This window comes from Pseudomonas palmensis (assembly GCF_017848315.1).
Classification (GTDB): domain Bacteria; phylum Pseudomonadota; class Gammaproteobacteria; order Pseudomonadales; family Pseudomonadaceae; genus Aquipseudomonas; species Aquipseudomonas palmensis.
Window position 1 is genome coordinate 1 of sequence record NZ_JAFKEC010000126.1, and the last position, 1115, is coordinate 1115.

Here is a 1115-nt window from a genome sequence, read left to right on the forward strand (position 1 = left end):
GCCTTCACCGCCGATTCGGTCGGCAACACCTACCAGGAAGGCCACGAAGACCAGGTCATGGTCCAGGGCTTCAACCACGAAGTGATCATCCCGCGCGACCCGCAGTCCGGTCAGCCGACCGGCCAGCGCGTGCACAAGCCGGTGGTCATCACCAAGGTCTTCGACAAGGCCTCGCCCCTGCTGCTGGCCGCGCTGACCTCCGGCGAGCGCCTGACCGAAATCGTCATCCACTGGTACCGCACCTCGGCGGCCGGCACCCAGGAGCACTATTTCACCACCAAGCTCGAAGACGCGATCATCGTCGACATCAAGGACTACATGCACAACTGCCAGGACCCGGCCAACGCGCACTTCACCCACCTTGAAGACGTGCACTTCACCTACCGCAAGATCACCTGGACCCACGAAGTGTCCGGTACCTCCGGCTCGGACGACTGGCGTACCCCGGTCGCCGGCTAAGCCTGCGTTAGTTCACTGCCCCGGCCAGCCAGCATGGCCGGCCGGGGCAGCCTGTCACCCCAGTTTTTGCAGCGGGAGGAACATCGGATGTTCTCAGCGGCCAACCAGCCCCATTTCACCCTGACCCTGGACGGGGTCGACAGCGACTTTCAGGTGCTGTCGTTCAGCGGGCGCGAAGCGCTCAGCCAGCCGTTCGAATTCGAACTGGAGCTGGTCAGTGAACGGGCGTCGCTGAACCTCGAATCCCTCCTGCACACGCTCGCCTTCCTGCAGCTGTCGCCCAGCGGCAGCGGCATTCACGGGCTGGTCTACAGCGCCGCGCAGGGCGAAACGGGGCGGCGCCTGTCGCGCTACCGGCTGGTGCTGCGCCCGCAGCTGGCGTACCTGGCACACCGCATCAACCAGCGCATCTTCCAGCACAAGACGGTGCCGCAGATCATCGCCCAGGTGCTCGAAGAGCACGGCATCCTCGCCAGCGACCACCGCTTCGTGCTCGGCGCGGTGTATCCCGAGCGGGTGTACTGCGTGCAGTACGACGAGTCCGACCTGCACTTCATCCAGCGCCTGTGCGAGGAGGAGGGCATCCACTACCACTTCCAGCACAGCCCGCAGGGCCATGCGCTGGTGTTCGGCGACGACCAGACCGTATTCCCCAC

2 protein-coding genes are annotated in these 1115 nt (G+C 65.2%); both read left to right on the forward strand.

Translation table 11 applies throughout. The annotated features are described in order from the left end of the window. A partial coding sequence (locus tag JZZ72_RS27650) for an Hcp family type VI secretion system effector (protein ID WP_210015494.1) occupies window positions 1-459 on the forward strand: 459 nt, incomplete at its 5' end. Window positions 460-546: 87 nt separating this feature from the next. Further along, a partial coding sequence (gene tssI / locus JZZ72_RS27655; RefSeq protein WP_210015495.1) for a type VI secretion system tip protein TssI/VgrG occupies window positions 547-1115 on the forward strand: 569 nt, incomplete at its 3' end.